Below are 17,955 nucleotides of genomic sequence, written 5' to 3' on the forward strand. Positions count from 1 at the left end.
ACGCCCGGTTACATTCCGAACCCGGAAGCTAAGCCTTTCAGCGCCGATGGTACTGCAGGGGGGACCCTGTGGGAGAGTAGGACGCCGCCGAACAATATTTCAGGACCCTTGGTCCCAGCGTTCATGCTGGGACCAAGGGTCCTTTTGTTTTTTCGCATTGCTTTGCCGAAGCGCGTCGGGCAGCCGACTGCGCGAGAATGACTGCAGTACCCGAAGACTAGGAGTCACGATGTCCACCAACTCTCCCGACGATCGTCCGGAGCGCGAGCCGCGCCGTCAGGACGGTGGTGACCGGGGCGGCTACCGCGGTGGTCGAGACGACCGCGGTCCGCGTCGTGACAACGACCGGGGTGGTTACGGCGGGCGTCGCGACGACAACCGTGGCGGCTCCTCAGGCAGCGGTTACCCCCGCCGTGACGACCGCGGCGGTCGCCCCGCCGGTGGTGGCAGTTCCTACGGCCGTCGGGATGATCGACCGGCCCCGCGTCGTGATGATGAGCGCGGTGGCGGTGGCTCCTACGGCCGTCGCGACGACAACCGTGGCGGTAGCTCCTACGGGCGTCGTGACGACAGTCGTGGTGGGTCTTCCGGCGGCAGTTCCTATGGGCGTCGCGATGATCGTCCGGCTCCGCGTCGTGATGATGACCGGGGTGGGTTCCGTCGTGACGACAATCGCGGTGGTGGCGGTGGGTCGTACGGGCGCCGTGATGACAACCGTGGCGGTGGCGGTAGTTCCTTTGGGCGTCGTGATGATCGTCCCGCCCCGCGTCGTGATGACGAGCGCGGTGGTGGCAGCTCCTACGGCCGTCGCGATGACAACCGTGGCGGTGGCGGCGGTGGCTTCCGCCGTGACGACCGGGGCGGTCGCCCCGCCGGTGGTGGCAGTTCCTATGGCCGTCGTGATGACAACCGTGGCGGTGGCGGCGGTTTCCGGCGTGACGACAGCCGTGGTGGTGGCGGCAGTTCGTACGGCCGTCGCGATGATCGTCCGGCTCCGCGTCGTGATGACGACCGGGGTGGGTTCCGTCGTGACGACAATCGCGGTGGTGGCGGTGGGTCGTACGGGCGCCGTGATGACAGTCGTGGTGGGTCTTCCGGCGGTAGCTCGTACGGCCGTCGGGATGATCGTCCGGCTCCGCGTCGTGATGATGACCGGGGTGGGTTCCGTCGTGACGACAGCCGTGGTGGTGGCGGTAGCTCGTACGGGCGGCGTGATGACCGTCCGGCTCCCCGTCGTGATGACGAGCGCGGTGGGTACGGGCGGCGTGATGATCGTCCCGCCCCCCGTCGTGATGACGAGCGCGGTGGTGGCAGCTCCTACGGGCGTCGCGACGACAACCGTGGCGGCTCCTCAGGCGGCGGTTACCCCCGCCGTGACGACCGGGGCGGTCGCCCCGCCGGTGGTGGCAGTTCCTATGGCCGTCGTGATGACCGGCCGGCCCCGCGTCGTGATGACGAGCGCGGTAGCTCCTACGGGCGTCGCGACGACCGGCCCGCACCGCGTCGTGATGATGACCGCGGTGGGTTCCGGCGCGATGACCGTGGCGACCGCGGTGGGTACCGCGGGCGCGACGACCGGCGCGACGACCGGCGCGACGACCGTCGTGATGACCGGGGCGGCTACGGGGCGCGTGACGACCGTGGTGGCTTCGGGCGTAGGGACGACCGGGACCGGGATCGGGACCGTGAGCCCGTCAAGCGGCTGCCGATCGACGAGGACGTCACCGGCGACGAGATCGACGCCGATGTGCGTCAGGAGCTGATGAGTCTGCCCAAGGGTCTCGCCGAGGAGGTTGCGTGCAACCTGGTGATGGTGGCGCGGCTCATCGACGACGAGCCCGAGCAGGCCTACGCCTACTCCCGCATCGCGCTGCGGCTCGCCTCCCGTGTGGCCGCCGTTCGCGAGGCGGCCGGCTTCGCCGCGTACGCCACGCAGAAGTACTCGGAGGCGCTCGCGGAGTTCCGTGCCGCGCGCCGGATGACCGGCTCCGTAGAGCTGTGGCCCGTCATGGCGGACTGCGAGCGCGGGCTCGGCCGTCCCGAGCGGGCGCTGGCGATGGCCGGCGAGCCCGAGGTGGCGAAGCTCGACAAGGCCGGCCAGGTCGAGATGCGCCTGGTCGCGGCCGGGGCGCGCCGCGACATGGGCCAGCTGGACGCCGCGATCGTGACCCTGCAGAGCCCCGAGCTCGCGTCGAACTCCGCACAGCCGTGGACCGCGCGACTGCGCTACGCGTACGCCGACGCGCTGCTTGCGGCCGAGCGTGAGGGCGAGGCCCGCGAGTGGTTCGCCAAGGCGCTTGAGGCGGACAAGGACGGCACGACCGACGCCTCCGACCGGCTTGCCGAGCTGGACGGCATCGACTTCGTCGACGCCATGGTCGAGGACGACATCGACATCGACGGTGACGTCGAGGCGCCGCGCGCCGACGTCGAGGACGAGCCCGACTTCGCCGACGAGGGTGAGGAAGAGGACGACTTCGAGGGCGACGACGCCGAGATCGTCCGCGCCGCCGAGATCGTCGACGCCGACCTGGTGGAGCCCGCGCCGGGCGAGCCCGTCGCGCCGGTCCAGGTAGAGAAGGACGCCTGACGCTGACAGCGTCTTACCGTTGAAAGAGGCGGTGCCCCACCTGGGGCACCGCCTCTTTCTGTTGTGAGCTTTTGTTTTCAGTTCACGGTCAGGCTGCGCAGCACCAGGCCCGTGGCCGGTTTCGGGCCGAACGAGGTCGACTTGCGGGGCATCGTGACGCCCTGGCGGGCCAGGTCCCGGACGACTTCCTCGCGTACCGGATGCATCAGGACAGCCGTCTTGTTGTGGCGCTCCGCCTGCTCGACGGCCGCGGCCGTGTCGTGGATGTACGCGATGTCGTCGGGCGTGTCCGGGATGCGCCAGATCTCGTCGAGCAGGGTCGAGTGCAGGACCGTCGCGTCCAGCGAGCGCCACGCGGAAGGCCGGTCGGCGCGGATCGTACGGGCGAGCAGTGCCTCGTCCGGGCGGTCCAGGAGGTGGAAGCGGCCGTCGCCCGCGAGCAGGAAGGCGTTGCTCTCGGACGCCGCTTCACTCAGCGCCTCCAGGGCGCGGGCGAGCGGGACTTCGAGGGTGCGGACCCGGAAGGCGCCGGACGCGGTCACCGCCGCGAGGGCCTTGGACACCGGGAGGCGGTGCAGGAGGCGGTGGATCGCGCGGACCCGCAGCGGGTAGCGGGCTGTGTCGACGAGCAGGACCAGGCCGAAGTCCCAAGGGCCTGGCGAGGTCTGTTCGTCGCGCAGGCGCAGATACGTCGCCCAGCGGTGGTGGCCGTCGGCGATGACCGCCTGATGGGCCGTGAGGTCCGCCTGGACCTCCGAAAGGTCGGCCGGATCCGTGAGCGCCCACAGACGGTGGCGGAAACCGTCCTCCGTGGTGGTGCGCAGCAGCGGTTCGCGCAGGATGGTGCGGTCGATGACGGCGGTCGCGCCGGTCGGGGTGCCGCTGCCCCGGTAGGTCAGGAGCAGCGGTTCGAAGTGGGCGGCGGTGGTCCGCATGAGGTCCGCCCGGTCCTCGACGACGTGCGGCATCACGTCCTCGTGCGGCAGGACGACGCCCTCGGCCGGCTCGGACAGGGCGAGTGCCCCGATCAGGCCGCGCTGCAGTATGCCGTCGCCCTCCTGCTCGTAGACGTACAGGGCGGGCTCGGGATCCGGGGCGAGCACGCCCTCGTCGAGCCAGTCGTCCAGGGTCAGGGCGGCCTGCCGGTTGCGGGCGGCCGGGGAGGACGCCTGCGGGAGGATCAGCCGGACGATGTTGTAGGGATCCGCCGACTCCAGGTGCAGCAGCCCGTCGGGGCGTACGACGACGTCGTACGGCGGGGAGGTCACCGCGGCGAGGCTGCCCACCCGCTCGGGAACATAGCGCAGTCCGCGGAACGGGATCAGGCGCAGCCCGAGGTCCGCACGCCCAGTTGTGCTCATCTGCGCATCGTATGTGGGCGACGGGCATGCGCGATGATCGGGGGGAGAGCGTCGAACGAGGAGTGGATGAAGATGAGCCAGATCGGCCGGATCACGCCGAGCGGCAGCGAGCGGGCGCTGAACGAGGCGTACGACACTGCCCTGCTGGATCTGGACGGAGTGGTCTACGCGGGCGGTGCGGCGATCGCGCACGCCGTCGACGCGCTCGCCGTGGCGCGGGACGGCGGGATGCATCTCGCCTATGTGACCAACAACGCCCTGCGGACGCCGGACGCGGTGGCCGCGCACCTCACCGAGCTGGGCGTGCCCGCCGAACCGGCCGACGTGATCACCTCGGCGCAGGCGGTGGCCCGGCTCATCGCCGATCAACTCCCGCAGGGGTCACGGGTGTTGCTCATCGGCGGCGAGGGTCTGCGCGTCGCGCTGCTTGAGCGCGGGCTGGTGCCGGTGGAGTCGGCCGACGACGACCCGGCCGCTGTGGTGCAGGGCTACGGAGGCCCGGACCTCACCTGGGGGCGGTTCGCGGAGGCCTCGTACGCGGTGGCGCGCGGGGTGCCGTGGTTCGCTTCCAACACCGATCTGACGATTCCGAGCGGGCGGGGAATCGCGCCCGGCAACGGCGCCGCGGTCGAGGTGGTCCGCATCGCCACCGGTGCCGAGCCGCAGGTGGCGGGCAAGCCGCTGCCCCCGATGCATCGCGAGACGGTGCTGCGGACCGGCGCCGAGAGGCCGCTGGTGGTCGGGGACCGGCTCGACACGGACATCGAGGGCGCGTTCAACGGCGGCGTCGACTCGCTGCTCGTGCTGACCGGGGTCACCGGCGGCGCGCAGCTTCTGGCAGCTCGGCCGGAGCACCGGCCCACCTTCGTCGACGCGGATCTGCGCGGCCTGCTGACCGGGCAGCCCGAAGTGGCCGAAAAGGAGAGCGGGTTCGGGTGCGGCGGGTGGATCGCGTCCGTCGCCGACGGGGCGTTCGCGCTCGATGGGGACGGGGAGGCGATGGACGGGCTCCGGGCGCTGTGCGCGGCCGCCTGGACGTATGCCGGCGACGGGGCGTGCGAGCTGGACCCGTCGAAGGTGCTGGAGCTGCTGGGGCTTTGAGCCCGGGGGCGAGCAGGGGCTGAGTGCAGGGTAGGCTAACCTAACTTGCGTGTTGGTAGACAGTCCTCCTCAGCCGCGCGACGGGACCACGTCGGCGCCCCCGGCCCCGACGGCCAGGCGGCGTACGCTGCGTGCCGCCGGTCTGCTCGTGTCCGTGGGCGCGCTGGCGCTCGTCGCCGTCGCCAGCATCGCCATCGGTGCGAAACCCATGCCGCTCGGCGATGTCTGGCACGGCCTCTTCTACGCCTCCGGCACCGCCGACGACGTCCTCGTCCATGACGTACGGGTGCCGCGGACGCTGCTCGGGCTGCTCGTCGGGGCCGCGCTCGGGATCGCCGGAGCGGTCATGCAGGCGCTCACCCGCAACCCGCTCGCCGAACCCGGCATCCTCGGCGTCAACGCGGGAGCGGCGGCCGCGGTCGTCTCCGCGATCAGCTTCCTCGGGGTCAACTCCCTTGACGGATATGTGTGGTTCGCGTTCCTGGGCGCGGGCGTCGTGTCCGCGGCGGTGTACCTCCTCGGTGGCAGCCGGGCCGCCACGCCCGTGCGGCTCGCGCTCGCGGGCACGGCGGCGAGCGCGGCGCTCTACGGCTACATCAACGCCGTGCAGCTCACCGACTCCGCCGCCCTCAACCAACTGCGGTTCTGGCAGGTCGGCTCGCTGGCCGCGGCCGACATGGCGACCGTCACCAAGGTCGCGCCGTTCATCCTCGTCGGACTCGTCGTCGCCCTGCTGCTCGCGCGGCCGCTCAACGCGATGGCCATGGGCGACGACACCGCCCGCGCGCTCGGCGCCCATCTCACCCGGACCCGCATCACGTCGATGGCCGTGATCACCCTGCTGTGCGGGGCCGCGACCGCCGCGTGCGGGCCCATCGTGTTCATCGGGCTCATGGTTCCGCACATCGTGCGGGCCATCACCGGGCCCGACCTGCGCTGGATCCTGCCGTACGCGGCCGTGCTCTCGCCCGTGCTGCTGCTCGGCTCCGACGTGGTCGGGCGGGTCGTCACCCGCCCCGCCGAGCTCCAGGTCGGCATCGTCACCGCGCTCGTCGGCGGGCCCGTCTTCATCTACCTCGTACGGCGCAAGAGGATGGCTCAGCTGTGAAGGCGATACGTGTCCCCGGCGGCCTCTCCTTCCGAGCCGAGCCGCGTGCCCTTGCCGTGGTGTGCGGGCTCGCGGTGCTCGCGCTCGCGGCAGGCGTCGTCCTGATCGGCACCGGCGACTTCACGATCGCCCCCGCCGACGTCGTCAGCAGCCTGCTCGGATCGGGCACGCCCGCACAGGACTTCATCATCAACGAACTGCGGCTGCCGCGCGTGCTGGTGGCGCTCCTGGTGGGTGCCTCGCTCGGGATCTCGGGGGCGCTGTTCCAGTCCATCTCCCGCAATCCGCTGGGCAGTCCGGACGTCATCGGCTTCGGGCAGGGCTCCTCTGTCGGCGCGCTCACCGTCATCGTGTTCTTCCACGGCGGCGCGGTCGCCGTCTCGTTCGGCGCGCTGGCCGGCGGGCTCGCGACCGGTATCGCCGTCTATCTCCTCGCCTGGAAGAAGGGCGTGCACGGCTACCGGCTCGTGCTCGTGGGCATCGGCGCGGCCGCCATGCTCACGGCCGGCATCCACTACCTGCTCACCAAGTCCACCCTGGTCGACGCCACCCGCGCGATGGTCTGGCTCACCGGATCGCTCGACGGGCGCGACTGGGCCCAGGTCTGGCCGCTGCTCGTGCTGTTCGTGGTGCTGCTTCCGGTGGTCCTCGCGTACGGGCGGCCGCTGAGGATGCTGGAGATGGGCGACGACGCGGCGTACGCGCTCGGCGTGCCGGTGCAGCGGACCCGTACCATCCTGATGCTCAGCGCGGTGCTGTTGAACGCCTCCGCCACCGCGGCCGCCGGGCCCATCTCCTTCGTCGCGCTGACCGCGCCGCAGCTGGCCCGACGGCTGACCCGCGCGACCGGGCCGAACATCCTCGCCTCCGCCTGCATGGGTGCGGCCCTGCTGGTCGTCGCCGACTGGGCCGCGCAACGGCTGTTCGGCGAGAGCACGCTGCCGGTGGGGGTCCTGACCGGCATGGTCGGCGGCGTCTACCTGCTGTGGCTCCTCGTCACCGAGCGCAGGGCGGGCCGGATATGACCCGCCGCACGACGCCCGCCACCCCCAACTCCCTTGCGTATCACGGCACTTCACCCAGGAGTACGAGCATGCAGCGCCTCAGCGCCGAATCGGTCACCCTCGGCTACGACCAGCGGGTGATCGCCGAGGACCTGTCGGTCGAGATCCCGGACCACTCCTTCACGGTGATCGTCGGGCCCAACGCGTGCGGCAAGTCGACCCTGCTGCGCGCCCTGTCCCGGATGCTCAAGCCCAGCCAGGGGCGGGTGCTGCTCGACGGGCAGAGCATCCACTCCCTGCCCGCCAAGAAGGTCGCCAGGACGCTCGGGCTGCTCCCGCAGTCCTCCGTCGCGCCGGACGGGATCACGGTGGGGGACCTCGTGGCCCGCGGGCGCTATCCGCACCAGGGGCTGCTGCGGCAGTGGTCGCCCGAGGACGAGCGGATCGTCCAGGAGTCCATGGACGCGACGGGCGTCGGCGGGCTCGGCGAGCGGTACGTCGACGAACTGTCCGGGGGGCAGCGGCAGAGGGTCTGGATCGCCATGGCGCTCGCTCAGCAGACGCCGCTGCTGCTGCTCGACGAGCCGACGACGTTTCTGGACATCCAGCACCAGATAGAGGTCCTTGACCTGTGTGCGGAGCTCCACGCTTCGCAGGGGCGGACGTTGGTGGCCGTGCTGCACGACCTCAATCAGGCCGCTCGGTACGCCACGCACCTCATTGCCATGAAGGAGGGGGAGGTGGTGGCTTCGGGGGCGCCGGGTTCCGTTGTCACGGCGGAGCTGGTTGAGCGGGTGTTCGGGGTGCGGTGCCAGGTGATTCCGGATCCGGAGACGGGGACGCCGCTGGTGGTGCCGACGGCGCCTCGGCGGGGCGCGCTGGTGGCCTGATTTCTCCCCCACCCAGCCCCACCCCGCCCCTTCCCGCTGCGACATTGTGCGGCTCCGCCGCGATGGGGGTCCCCCCTGTTCATGGGGGTCCCCCCTGTTCGAGCGAAGCCGAGAACTTGGGGGAGAAGCCGAGAACTTGGGGGAGCGACCAGCCACGCACGGTCCGCAGATGAAGAGGGGTTTCTAGGGGCGCGGGGAACTGCGCAAGCTGGGCCGAGGGCGGGTCAGAGGAGGGTGCGGAGGCGGAGGAGGTCTCGGAAGCCTGCTTCCAGGCGGACTCTGCCCGACGCCCAGGCCTTCGCGAAGTTCAGTTCACCGTTCACCATCGCCACCAGATCGTCGCCCTTCATCGCCAGGCGGATCTGGGCCTTCTCCCGGGGCGGGCCGGGGGCCGTGTCGTGGACCTCGATGCGGCCCGACCGGAGGCGGCCCGCGAAGGTGGCGTCCAGATCCGTGATGTGGCAGCTCAGCGAGCGGTCCAGCGCGGCGGCGGCATGCACGTCGCCCTCCGCCCGGGCCAGATTGTCCGAAAGTTTGTCGAGTGCGCTGCGGCACTCCTCCATGGTCGCCATCGTGATCGACCGTACCTCAGGGCTTCGCGGTAGCGTCTTGGCATGAGCGACTCGATGCCGGGCCCCGAGGCGGAACCCGAGGTGGGACCCGAAATGGGATCCGAAATGGGATCCGAGGTGGCCGGTCCCTCTCCACTGGACGTACCCCGTACTCCTACCGGCGACGCCGGGATCGACGCCCTCGTCGAGCGGCTCGGCGATGTCGACCACCTCGGTACGGAGAGCCACATCGAGGTGTACGAGGATGTACACCGGGGGCTGCGCGACTCACTGACCGCGCTCGACGCCCGTCAGGGGCCCTCTCCCGTCCCGGGGGCGACGACGCCGGGAACCTCCGGCCGGACCCAGCCGTTGGCGGACCACCGCCCCTAGCGGACCGCCGGAAACTACTACTACAGGAGCTGAACCGAACGTGGCAGGAGTGGCACGCCGCCGCCTCGACGCCGAGCTGGTGCGCCGGAAACTCGCGCGGTCGCGGGAGCACGCCGCCCAGCTGATCGCCGCGGGGCGGGTGAGCGTCGGCAAGACCGTCGCCACCAAGTCCGCCACTCAGGTCGAGACCGCCGCCGCGATCGTGGTGGTGGACGACGACAGTGATCCGGACTACGTCTCGCGCGGTGGGCACAAGCTCGCCGGCGCCCTCGCGGCCTTCGTACCGCAGGGGCTGAGGATCGAGGGCCGGCGGGCGCTCGACGCGGGCGCCTCCACCGGGGGCTTCACCGATGTGCTGCTGCGTGCCGGAGCCGGGCACGTGGTCGCCGTCGACGTCGGCTACGGACAGCTCGCCTGGTCCCTTCAGAGTGACGACCGGGTCACCGTGAAGGACCGTACGAACGTACGCGAGTTGACGCTCGACGACATCGACGGACAGCCCGCGGACATCGTCGTGGGAGACCTCTCCTTCATTGCGCTCGGCCTGGTCCTGCCCGCCCTCGTGCGCTGCTCGGCGCCCGACGCGGACCTCGTCCTCATGGTCAAGCCGCAGTTCGAGATCGGCAAGGAACGGCTCGGGAGCGGCGGCGTCGTGCGCAGCCCCGAGCTGCGGGCCGAGACCGTGCGGACCGTGGCGGCCCAGGCGGCCGGGCTCGGCCTCGGAGTCCTCGGGGTCACCGCGAGCCCGCTGCCCGGACCCTCCGGCAACGTCGAGTACTTTCTGTGGCTGCGGGCCGGGGCGCCCGCGCTCGATCCCGCGGACGTGGAGCGCGCAGTGGCGGAGGGACCTCGTTGAGCTCGTCGGAGAACAACACATCGGGACGCACTGTCTTCCTGCTCGCGCACACCGGAAGACCCGCCGCCATCCGCAGTGCGGAACTGGTCGTACGGGGCCTGCTGCGCAGCGGCATCGGCGTACGCGTGCTGCGGGCGGAGGCGGCCGACCTGCCGCTGCCCGCCGAGGCGGAGATCGTCGAGGACGCCACCCCCGAGTGCCTCGATGCTTGTGAACTGCTCATCGTCCTCGGCGGTGACGGCACCCTGCTGCGCGGCGCGGAGCTCGCCCGGGCGTCCGGGGTGCCGATGCTCGGCGTCAACCTGGGGCGCGTCGGGTTCCTCGCGGAGGCGGAGCGCGACGACCTCGACAAGGTCGTCGACCGGGTCGTGACGCGGGCCTACGAGGTCGAGGAGCGGATGACCCTCGACGTCGTCGTGCACAACAACGGCGATGTGGTGCACCAGGACTGGGCGCTCAACGAGGCGGCCGTGCAGAAGGTCTCGCCCGAGCGGATGCTGGAGGTCGTCCTGGAGATCGACGGCCGCCCGGTGACCGGGTTCGGCTGCGACGGCATCGTCTGCGCCACGCCGACCGGCTCGACCGCGTACGCCTTCTCGGCCGGCGGGCCCGTGGTGTGGCCCGAGGTCGAGGCGCTGCTCATGGTGCCGATCAGCGCGCACGCGCTGTTCGCCAAGCCCCTGGTCACCTCGCCCACCTCGGTGCTCGCGGTCGAGGTGCAGCCGCACACGCCGCACGGCGTGCTGTGGTGCGACGGGCGCCGTACGGTCGAACTCCCTTCGGGGGCACGGGTGGAGGTGCGGCGAGGAGCTGTTCCGGTACGGCTCGCCCGGCTGCACCACGCCTCGTTCACCGACCGCCTCGTCGCCAAGTTCGCCCTGCCGGTGTCGGGTTGGCGCGGCGCGCCGCACTGACGGATCCGTAGGCGACGGGCCCGAGGGAGCTTGTGTCTCAACCCCGAGGCACAGGCCCTCAGGACGCCGCCAGCGTCCTGATCGCCCGCCTGCGCAGCGCCGACCGCACCGGTATCCCCGTGGCCAGCAGGGTCAGTACCAGCGTGCCGACCGCGATGCCGAGCGCGGTCGGCCACGGCAGGTACGGGAGCCACGAGCCGAAGGCCGCCGTCAGCATCGGGGCCAGCGTCGCCAGGGCGACCACCGCGCCGAGTGCCAGGGCCGTGGCCGCCACGATGCCCGCCTCCCACGCCGCCATCGAGCGGACCTGGCCCGGCAGGGTGCCGACCACCCGGAGCAGGGCTATGTCGCGGCGCCGCTCGAAGGAGATCATCGCCAGGGTGTTGGCCGCGGCGATCGCGGCGAAGCCGGCGTACAGACCGGTGCCGAAGTAGTCCAGCCAGACCTCGCCCGCGCTGCCCGACGAACCCGTGTAGTGGGCCGCCGTCGTATGCATCGCGATCTTCGTGAGCCCGAAGCCGGTGACCAGGACCAGCGGCACCACCGCGGCCGAGAAGCGGCGCGGCTGCGAGCGGACGTTGAGCATGGCCAGGCGCGCGCTGCCGCCGAACCGGCGGGCCGGGGCCGAGACGAGCCGGGCGGCCGGGCCGACGACCTTCGGGCCGAGCAGCCCCGCGCCGACGCAGAACAACAGCAGCACGAGGAACGAGGCCTGCCCTGCCTTGTCTGACGACTGGTGGGCCAGGGACAGCGACAGGGCGCCACCGCCCACCACCGCCATCACGCCCAGCGGGGCCCGCACCCGGCCGAGCCCGCGCCGGCCCGCCGACGCCTCGTCCAGGGCCCGTGCCGGGCGCAGCAGCGAGAAGCGCAGCGAGGCGAAGAACGCGGCGAGCGCCGAGGTGATCACGGCGACGGCCAGACAGACGGGCAGCGCGAACCAGGTGAACCGGTACGTCACCTCGGCCGGGACGAGGCCGTGGTCGCGCAGCCCCGCGAACCAGACCCGGCTCAACAGGCCGCCGCCGAGCAGGAACCCGGCCAGCGCGGCCGGCACGGCGGCGGCGACCGCCTGGACCACGACGGCTCGCCGCACCTGCCGGGGCCGGGCGCCGATGGCCCGTACCAGTGCGAGTTCGCGGTGCTGCTGGGTGACCGCGGTGCCCATCGTCGAGGCGATCACGAAGATCGACATGTAGATGGAGCCGATGAGCATCACGACGGCCATGTCGCCGATGCCGTTCGCGGCAAGCGCGCTGCGTGCCTGCTCGGACAGGCCGTCCGTCGACGTGCTGACCAGGAGGGTCATCGATGCGCTCACCACGGTCGCGGCGAACAGCGCGGCCACGAACGTCCCGACGAACGCCGGGCGGTGGCCGCGCAGGGCGGAGTGGGCCAGTCCTGTGCTCATGCGTCAAGCCTCGCGGGAAGGGGGGTGCCAGGACCATCCGGCGAGCCTCATGATCTTGCTGGGGTTTTCCCCCGTACCGAGGGTTGGGGCTCCACGAGAGGGTGACGGGCCGGGGGGCGTCGCACACAGGGCTCCGGACCTCGTAAGGTCGTGTCCGTGTTGGAGGAGATGCGGATACGGTCGCTCGGGGTCATCGACGACGCTGTCGTGGAGCTTTCGCCCGGTTTCACCGCGGTGACCGGCGAGACCGGTGCGGGCAAGACCATGGTCGTCACCAGCCTGGGGCTGCTGCTCGGCGGACGCGCCGACCCGGCCCTGGTGCGGATCGGCGCCAAGGCGGCGGTCGTCGAGGGACGGATCGCGCTGCGGCCCGGCACCTCGGCGGTGCTGCGGGCCGAGGAGGCCGGGGCCGAGCTCGACGAGGGCGCCCTGCTGGTGAGCCGTACCGTTTCGGCGGAGGGCCGCTCACGGGCGTTCCTCGGCGGGCGGTCGGTGCCGGTCGGGGTGCTCGCGGAACTCGCCGACGAACTCGTCGCGGTGCACGGCCAGACCGACCAGCAGGGTCTGCTGCGTCCGGCCCGGCAGCGCGAGGCGCTCGACCGGTACGCCGGTGACGCGGTGGCGGGCCCCCTCGCCAAATACGCCGGCGCCTACAAGCGGCTGCGGGCGGTCGCCGTCGAGCTGGAGGAGCTGGTCACGCGGGCGCGCGAGCGTGCGCAGGAGGCCGATCTGCTGCGGTTCGGTCTTGGCGAGATCGCCGCCGTCGAGCCGCTGCCCGGCGAGGACGCCGAGCTCGCGGCCGAGGCCGAACGGCTCGGGCACGCCGAGGCGCTCGCCTCCGCGGCGGCCCTCGCGCACGCGGCCCTGGCCGGCAACCCCGAGGACCCGGAGGGCGTGGACGCGACCACCCTGGTCGCGGGCGCGCACCGGGCACTGGAGGCCGTACGCTCCCACGACCCCGCGCTCGCGGCGCTCGCCGAACGCATCGGCGAGGTCGGGATCCTGCTCGGCGACGTGGCGGGTGAACTCGCCGGTTACGCCGACGACCTGGACGCCGACCCGCTGCGGCTCGCCGCCGTCGAGGAGCGCCGGGCTTCCCTGACCGCCCTGACGCGCAAGTACGGCGAGGACATCACGGCCGTGCTCGCCTGGGCGGAGGACGGCGCCGCGCGGCTCACCGAACTCGACGGCGACGACGACCGGATCGAGGAACTCACGGCCGAGCGGGACGGGCTGCGCGGTGAACTGTCCATCCTGGCCCAGGAGTTGACGGACGCCCGCACCGAGGCCGCGGCCCGGTTCGCCGAGGCCGTCACCGCCGAGCTCGCCTCCCTCGCGATGCCGCACGCACGGGTGTCGTTCGCGGTCGGCCAGAGTGAGGATCCCGAGGGCGTGGAGGTGGGTGGCCGGACGGTGGCGTACGGGCCGACCGGCGCCGACGAGGTCGAGCTGCTCCTTGCCCCGCACCCGGGCGCGCCGCCCCGGCCCATCGCCAAGGGCGCCTCGGGCGGTGAGCTCTCGCGCGTGATGCTCGCGGTGGAGGTCGTCTTCGCGGGCACGGACCCGGTCCCGACGTACCTCTTTGACGAGGTCGACGCGGGCGTCGGCGGCAAGGCGGCGGTCGAGATCGGCCGTCGGCTCGCCAAGCTCGCCAAGTCGGCGCAGGTCGTGGTGGTCACGCACCTGCCGCAGGTGGCGGCGTTCGCCGACCGCCAGCTCCTGGTCGAGAAGACCAACGACGGCATGGTCACCCGGTCCGGCGTCACGGTCCTGGAGGGCGAGGACCGGGTGCGCGAGCTGTCGCGGATGCTGGCGGGCCAGGAGGACTCGGAGACGGCCCGGGCGCACGCGGAAGAACTCCTGGCCACCGCCCGCGCGGACGGATAGCCCCCGCATAAGCGGACGGACACCCCCCTCATAAGGTGACCCGTATGACTGATGTGGCGGGCGGGATCAGGGCGTTCGGTGTGGCCGGCGCGGTGGCCCGAGGCGTCTACGGGGGGCTCAGGACCCGGCGGGACGAGCGGTTCACGCGGAAGAACTACGCGGGCCGCACCGTCGACCTGTACTCCGGGCCCGCCGTCGCGCTCGGGGCGCTCGCCGGGAGCGCGACCCTGCGGACCCGCGCGGCAGGGCTCCTCGCCGTCGGGGCGGGCGCGCTGTGCGGGGCGTACGACGATCTCCGCAAGGATCACCGGCGCGGCTTCCGGGACCACCTCAGGGCGCTGCGGAACGGTGAAGTCACCAGCGGGGCCGTCAAGTTGATCGGGATCGGCGGGGCCGGTCTGGCCGCCGGGGCGCTGCTCAAGGAGCGGCCCGTCGACAAGCTGCTCGCCGGGGTGGTCGTGGCCGGGACCGCGCACCTCGTCAACCTGGTGGACCTGCGGCCCGGCCGCGCCACCGGCCTCGTACTCGCGCTCGGCGCCCCCGGGTTGCTGCGCGGGCCCGAGGCGGCCGTGCCGATGGGAGCCGCCGCCGCGATCCTCGCCGACGACCTCAGCGAGCGCACGATGATCGGCGACAGCGGCGCGCACGCGCTGGGGGCGGCCCTCGGGGTCGCCATCGCCGGCGGCAACGGGCGGACCGGCCTCGCCGTGCACGCCGCCGGTCTGCTCGCCGCGGCCGCCTGGGCGGAGTCCCGCATTCCGCGCTGAGGACCTCGCGCGTTCGCACCGGACCGCCCGGTCGGAGTCCTGTGTTCCGCGAGCCGAAACCCTTGGCGCACGTGTTCGTTCACCCATCGGGGTGTTTCGGGTGTGCTGATCTCCCCTGCGCGACACGGAAGGAACCTCCGGACGGTGCCGGAACGCCCGTACGGACTGGCATCCTTGGCCGGGAACCACCGACCTCCACCGCCGACTCGGCCGCTCCGGGAGCCTGTTCACGTGACTCAGCTGCGTACGGTCCAAGTGCTGGGCGGCGGCAGCGCGGGCAGCAGCGCGCACGTCAGGTCGCTCGCGGCCGGTCTGGTCGCGCGGGGCGTACGCGTCACCGTCTGCGCCCCCGCCGAACTGGAGCGGGAGTACGGCTTCCGCGCCGCCGGGGCCCATTTCGTACCGGTCTCGCGGCGCAGCGACCCGGCGGCGGTCGGCGCACTGCGGGCCGCGTGCGCCGACGCGGATGTCGTCCACGCGCACGGGCTGCACGCCGCCGTCCGCGCCGCCCTCGCCCTCAGGGGCCGCAAGGGCGTGCCGCTGGTCGTCACCTGGCACACCCGCTCGCACGCCGAAGGCGCCCGCGGCCAGGTCCTGCGCCTCTTGGAACGCCGGGTCTCGCGGGCCGCGGCCGTCGTGCTCGCCACCTCGTCCGACCTCGTCGACCGGGCCCGCAGCCGCGGCGCGCGGGACGCCCGGCTCGCGGCGGTCGCCGTCCCCGCGCCCCGGCTTCCGTCCGGGCTCCTCGACGACAAGGCGCGGGCCGAACTCGGCGCAGTGGACCGGCCGTTGCTGATGGCCGTGGGCAGCCTCGTCGAACACCGCGGCTACGACGTGCTCCTGGACGCGGCCCGCACCTGGCGCGATCTCGCCACCGTGCCGCTGCTCGTCATCGCGGGGGAGGGGCGCGGGCGGGCCGCGCTGCAGCGCCGGATCGAGGAGGAGTCGCTGCCGGTCCGGCTCATCGGGCGGCGCGACGACATCACCGAGCTGCTCGCGGCCGCCGACATCGCGGTCATGCCGAGCCGCTGGGAGGCCCGCTCGCTGCTCGCCCAGGAGGCGCTGCGCCTCGGCGTGCCCCTGGTCGCGACGGCGGTCGGCGGGGTGCCGGAGCTGGTGGGGGACGCGGCCGTGCTCGTCCCGTACGGGGACGCCGGGGCGCTGGCGGACGCGGTCGTACGCCTCCTGACGGACCCCGAGGCGTGCCGTGCGCTGGCCGAGGCCGGGCGGGCGCAGGCCGAAACCTGGCCCACCGAGGACGAAACGGTTGCTCAAGTCCTCGCCGTGTACGACGAGTTGGCGGGACCCTAGACGGCCTGGCTCGCCACGTGGCGGCGGGCCCGCAGCGCGAGCGACAGGGCGAGGACCGTCTGCGGGTCGTCCAGGTCCGTGCCGAGCAGGTCCGCGATCCGGGCCAGGCGGTTGTACAGGGTCTGCCGGTTGAGATGGAGCTCGCGGGCGGTCTCCGCCTTGCGGCCCGCATGCGCCAGGTAGGTCTCCAGGGTGGGCAGCAGCGGCGGGCGTGAGGCGCGGTCGTGGGCCTGGAGCGGGCCGATCGCCCGCTCCACGAACGCCGCGAGGTCGGGGTGTTCGCGCAGCCGCCAGAGCAGCAGGTCGATGTCGAGGCGGCGGGCGTCGTACCAGGGCCGCTCGGGCAGGCCCTGGGCTGCCGCCGCCGTTTCCGCCGCGTGCCTGAGGCCGGCCCCGGCGGCTGCCCAGCCACCGGCCACGCCCACCACGACCACCGGCTGTGTCCCGGCCCGCGCGCCCGTGAGCCCGGCGCGCTCGACGCCCGCCCGCAGCGCCGCCGCGACCCGGTCGGCCACCGCCGTACGCTCCGACTCCGAGCGCAGCCCGAGCAGCAGCGGAACCCGGCCCTCGACGGGGCGTACGCCGAGCAGGACGGGCACGCCCACCGAGGACAGCTCTTCCAGGACCGCCCTTGCCAGGACCGCCCAGTTGCCCGTCGGGGCGAGCTCCGAGGCGAGGCGCATCACCACCGGGAGCAGCGGCCCCTCGCCGGGCTTGAAGCCGAGGACCTTGGCCTGGCCCGGCGCGTCCTCGGGGGTGATGCGCCCCTCGGCGAGGTCGGTCAGGAAGTCGCCCCGGCCGCGCGCGGCCAGCTCCTCCTCCTGGCGGGCCTGCATGAGGACGACGGCCAGGATGCCCGCGGCCCGCTCGGCCGCCATGCGGTGCACCGGAAGCAGCGGCGGGCCGACCGCGAGCAGCGCCAGGCGGGCCCGTACCGCGCCCGCGCCGTGGCCGCCGCCCGGCACGTCCACCAGGACCGCGCCCGTCGGCGGCCCCGACGCGCGGGCCTCGCGCTGTCCGCGCAGCCCCTCCCAGACCTGGAGCGGGTCCGCCGCGGCCTCGCCCGCCTCGCAGGCCGCGGCGTACAGGAGCTGGCCGTCCGGGGTCTCCAGGAAGACCGGGTTGGCGGTGAAGTCGGCCAGAATTCCGAGGACTTGGGGGATCCCGCCGCCCCCGAGCAGCGCGCCCGTACATCGCTGGTGGACTTCCTCGGCGCGCTGCAGCAGGGCGTAGTGGCCGTTGACGATCTCGGTGTGGATCTCCTCGGTGACCGCGACGAACGGCACCTCGCGGTGCAGCTGGACGAGGGGGAGCCCCGCGGCCCGCGCGGTCTCCACGATGGTGGCCGGAAGGCGGGCGAAGCGCGGGCCGAGCTCGACGACGAGGGCCGCGATGCCCCGGTCCGCGAGCCTGCGTACGAAGGCGCGCTGCTCGGCGGGGCGGGTGCCGAGGCCGAGCCCGGTGGTCAGGAGGAGTTCGCCGCCCTTGAGCAGCGAGGCGATGTTGGGCACCTCGCCCGCGTGCACCCAGCGCACCGTGCGCTGCAGCCGCTCGGCGCCCGCCACGACCTCCGGGAGGCCGCCGCGCAGCCCCGGCAGCTCCAGGGCCCGCTGCACGGTGATCCCGCCCTGCGTGTCCACCGCACCCACCTCTCGTCCCGCGGGACCCGGAGCCCGACCCCGGGACGACACCGCATGCGCCGGACGCTACCTGCGGTTACGCGCCCGAACCGGCTCGTTGTGGCGTACGTCACCCCGATATGCGGACGGGTCGCCTCCGAGAACCCGTGGGAACCCGGAGACGACCCGTGG

15 protein-coding genes, 1 rRNA gene and 1 pseudogene are annotated in these 17,955 nt (G+C 73.0%); 13 read left to right on the forward strand and 4 right to left on the reverse strand.

What is annotated here, in order from left to right:
• The 3 genes and pseudogenes from rrf to ACWC2B_RS31310 all read left to right on the forward strand — a co-directional run.
• Window positions 1-93 (forward strand): 5S ribosomal RNA (rrf, locus tag ACWC2B_RS31300); the annotation flags it as partial.
• Between the two features lie 136 nt (window positions 94-229).
• Window positions 230-1,372, forward strand: a pseudogene (locus tag ACWC2B_RS31305) (hypothetical protein); the annotation flags it as partial.
• Between the two features lie 375 nt (window positions 1,373-1,747).
• Window positions 1,748-2,590 carry a hypothetical protein gene (locus ACWC2B_RS31310; RefSeq protein WP_450722633.1) on the forward strand — a complete coding sequence of 281 codons (843 nt, stop codon included), beginning with the start codon at window positions 1,748-1,750 and terminating at the stop codon, window positions 2,588-2,590.
• Between the two features lie 77 nt (window positions 2,591-2,667).
• Here the strand turns inward: ACWC2B_RS31310 and ACWC2B_RS31315 are convergent, their stop codons facing one another.
• Window positions 2,668-3,951, reverse strand: a complete 1,284-nt coding sequence (locus ACWC2B_RS31315) for a DUF1015 domain-containing protein (protein WP_450722513.1) — start codon at window positions 3,949-3,951, stop codon at window positions 2,668-2,670.
• A gap of 72 nt (window positions 3,952-4,023) precedes the next feature.
• Between ACWC2B_RS31315 and ACWC2B_RS31320 the strand changes: the two genes are divergently transcribed.
• The 4 genes from ACWC2B_RS31320 to ACWC2B_RS31335 all read left to right on the forward strand — a co-directional run bounded on the left by ACWC2B_RS31320 (window position 4,024) and on the right by ACWC2B_RS31335 (window position 8,054).
• Window positions 4,024-5,052: an HAD-IIA family hydrolase gene (locus ACWC2B_RS31320; RefSeq protein ID WP_450722515.1), complete on the forward strand. Its 1,029-nt coding sequence runs from the start codon at window positions 4,024-4,026 to the stop codon at window positions 5,050-5,052.
• A gap of 52 nt (window positions 5,053-5,104) precedes the next feature.
• Complete coding sequence (locus tag ACWC2B_RS31325) at window positions 5,105-6,160, forward strand: iron chelate uptake ABC transporter family permease subunit (protein WP_450722635.1); 1,056 nt, start codon at window positions 5,105-5,107, stop codon at window positions 6,158-6,160.
• A complete protein-coding gene (locus tag ACWC2B_RS31330; RefSeq protein WP_450722517.1) occupies window positions 6,157-7,185 on the forward strand; it encodes a FecCD family ABC transporter permease in 1,029 nt (342 codons plus the stop codon). Before ACWC2B_RS31325 ends, ACWC2B_RS31330 begins: the two co-directional genes overlap by 4 nt.
• A 68-nt stretch (window positions 7,186-7,253) precedes the next feature.
• Entirely contained in the window at window positions 7,254-8,054 is an 801-nt protein-coding gene (locus tag ACWC2B_RS31335; RefSeq protein WP_450722519.1) for an ABC transporter ATP-binding protein, read from the forward strand.
• Between the two features lie 224 nt (window positions 8,055-8,278).
• Here ACWC2B_RS31335 and ACWC2B_RS31340 read toward each other — a convergent pair whose 3' ends face one another.
• The gene (locus tag ACWC2B_RS31340; protein WP_450722521.1) at window positions 8,279-8,626 is read right to left on the reverse strand and encodes an SCP2 sterol-binding domain-containing protein; all 348 of its coding nucleotides are present in this window, start codon (window positions 8,624-8,626) and stop codon (window positions 8,279-8,281) included.
• Between the two features lie 42 nt (window positions 8,627-8,668).
• Between ACWC2B_RS31340 and ACWC2B_RS31345 the strand changes: the two genes are divergently transcribed.
• From ACWC2B_RS31345 to ACWC2B_RS31355, 3 genes are read left to right on the forward strand one after another with little or no spacing between them, the layout of a single operon-like run.
• On the forward strand, window positions 8,669-8,998 hold the full coding sequence (locus ACWC2B_RS31345) for a hypothetical protein (RefSeq protein WP_450722523.1): 330 nt from the start codon (window positions 8,669-8,671) through the stop codon (window positions 8,996-8,998).
• Window positions 8,999-9,038: 40 nt separating this feature from the next.
• Window positions 9,039-9,854, forward strand: coding sequence for a TlyA family RNA methyltransferase (locus ACWC2B_RS31350; RefSeq protein WP_450722525.1), 816 nt, complete (start codon window positions 9,039-9,041; stop codon window positions 9,852-9,854).
• Window positions 9,851-10,768 carry an NAD kinase gene (locus ACWC2B_RS31355; RefSeq protein ID WP_450722527.1) on the forward strand — a complete coding sequence of 306 codons (918 nt, stop codon included), beginning with the start codon at window positions 9,851-9,853 and terminating at the stop codon, window positions 10,766-10,768. Before ACWC2B_RS31350 ends, ACWC2B_RS31355 begins: the two co-directional genes overlap by 4 nt.
• Window positions 10,769-10,826: 58 nt before the next feature.
• Here ACWC2B_RS31355 and ACWC2B_RS31360 read toward each other — a convergent pair whose 3' ends face one another.
• Entirely contained in the window at window positions 10,827-12,179 is a 1,353-nt protein-coding gene (locus tag ACWC2B_RS31360) for an FtsX-like permease family protein (protein WP_450722529.1), read from the reverse strand.
• Between the two features lie 168 nt (window positions 12,180-12,347).
• On the opposite strand from ACWC2B_RS31360, the gene recN reads away from it, so the two are divergent.
• The 3 genes from recN to ACWC2B_RS31375 all read left to right on the forward strand — a co-directional run bounded on the left by recN (window position 12,348) and on the right by ACWC2B_RS31375 (window position 16,144).
• Window positions 12,348-14,066, forward strand: coding sequence for a DNA repair protein RecN (recN, locus tag ACWC2B_RS31365; RefSeq protein ID WP_450722637.1), 1,719 nt, complete (start codon window positions 12,348-12,350; stop codon window positions 14,064-14,066).
• A gap of 44 nt (window positions 14,067-14,110) precedes the next feature.
• On the forward strand, window positions 14,111-14,833 hold the full coding sequence (locus tag ACWC2B_RS31370) for a hypothetical protein (protein WP_450722531.1): 723 nt from the start codon (window positions 14,111-14,113) through the stop codon (window positions 14,831-14,833).
• 231 nt (window positions 14,834-15,064) lie between these two features.
• Complete coding sequence (locus ACWC2B_RS31375) at window positions 15,065-16,144, forward strand: glycosyltransferase family 4 protein (protein WP_450722533.1); 1,080 nt, start codon at window positions 15,065-15,067, stop codon at window positions 16,142-16,144.
• Here the strand turns inward: ACWC2B_RS31375 and ACWC2B_RS31380 are convergent.
• Window positions 16,141-17,784 carry a PucR family transcriptional regulator gene (locus ACWC2B_RS31380; RefSeq protein WP_450722535.1) on the reverse strand — a complete coding sequence of 548 codons (1,644 nt, stop codon included), beginning with the start codon at window positions 17,782-17,784 and terminating at the stop codon, window positions 16,141-16,143. The two genes, ACWC2B_RS31375 and ACWC2B_RS31380, sit on opposite strands and share 4 nt — an antisense overlap.
• Window positions 17,785-17,955 lie beyond the last annotated feature (171 nt).

The organism is Streptomyces sp. NPDC001415 (genome assembly GCF_053597395.1).